General features: G+C 60.0%; 1 protein-coding gene. It reads right to left on the reverse strand.

Annotation, left to right across the window (positions count from 1 at the left end):
* Positions 1 to 22: 22 nt before the first annotated feature.
* Positions 23 to 783, reverse strand: a protein-coding gene (locus PY649_RS34775) for an IS5 family transposase (protein WP_285873602.1) whose coding sequence is annotated in 2 segments (ribosomal slippage) — positions 23 to 456 and positions 456 to 783 — 762 coding nt in all. Because the reading frame shifts where the segments join, the coding sequence is not laid out codon by codon here.
* Positions 784 to 864: the final 81 nt, after the last annotated feature.

Below are 864 nucleotides of genomic sequence, written 5' to 3' on the forward strand. Positions count from 1 at the left end.
CTAGGCTGTGGTGACGATTTAACTATTTGAGCCACATGGTAATGGCCGCGATGATGACGAAGCCTCTGAAGTTTGCGAGGAGCTTGTCGTAGCGCGTTGCGACGCGGCGGAATTGCTTGAGCTTGGCAAAGAAGCGCTCAATGAGGTTGCGTTCCTTATAGAGTCGCCAGTCGCAGGCGTGTGGGCGTCGTCGCTCGGGTCGCGGCGGGATGACGGGGATAGCGCCAGCGTCCAGAATGGTGTCGTGGAAATGCTCGGCGTCATAGGCCCTGTCGGCGATGACATGGCCGGGATTGAGGCCATGAAGCAATTGCTTGCCATAGATCACGTCGCCACGATGTCCCGGTGCAAACACGAAACGCACCGGTAACCCCAAGGCATCGACGGCGGCGTGGATCTTGGTGCCTAAGCCGCCGCGTGAGCGGCCAAGACCCTGGGCGTCCGCTCCCCCCTTTTTTGCCGTGCCCCCGCGGCTTGGAGCTGGGCGCGGATGGAGGTGGAATCGACTGAGACCCACTCAAGGTCTGCTTCCTGCGCCAACGCTTCAAACAAGCCATCAAGGACGCCCATCTCGATCCAACGATAATAGCGCCGCTTGACGGTCTGGTAGTCGCCGTAGTGTTCGGGCAAATCACGCCAGCGTCCACCCGAGCGGGCCATCCAGATCAGCGCATCGACAAACCGCCGGTTGTTCGAGCGCGGACCCCGCCGCCCCTTGCGCCCTCCTGGCACAAACGGCTCGATACGAGACCACTGTTCAGCACTGAGCCCACCGGCATTCATGACCAACCTCCAAAAGGCAGTCTTGAATCTGATTTGCCTCGACTTGGAAAGCCAAACCGTTAAATCGTCACCACAGCCTAG

The organism is Rhizobium mayense (assembly GCF_030272705.1).
Classification (GTDB): Bacteria; Pseudomonadota; Alphaproteobacteria; order Rhizobiales; family Rhizobiaceae; genus Rhizobium; species Rhizobium mayense.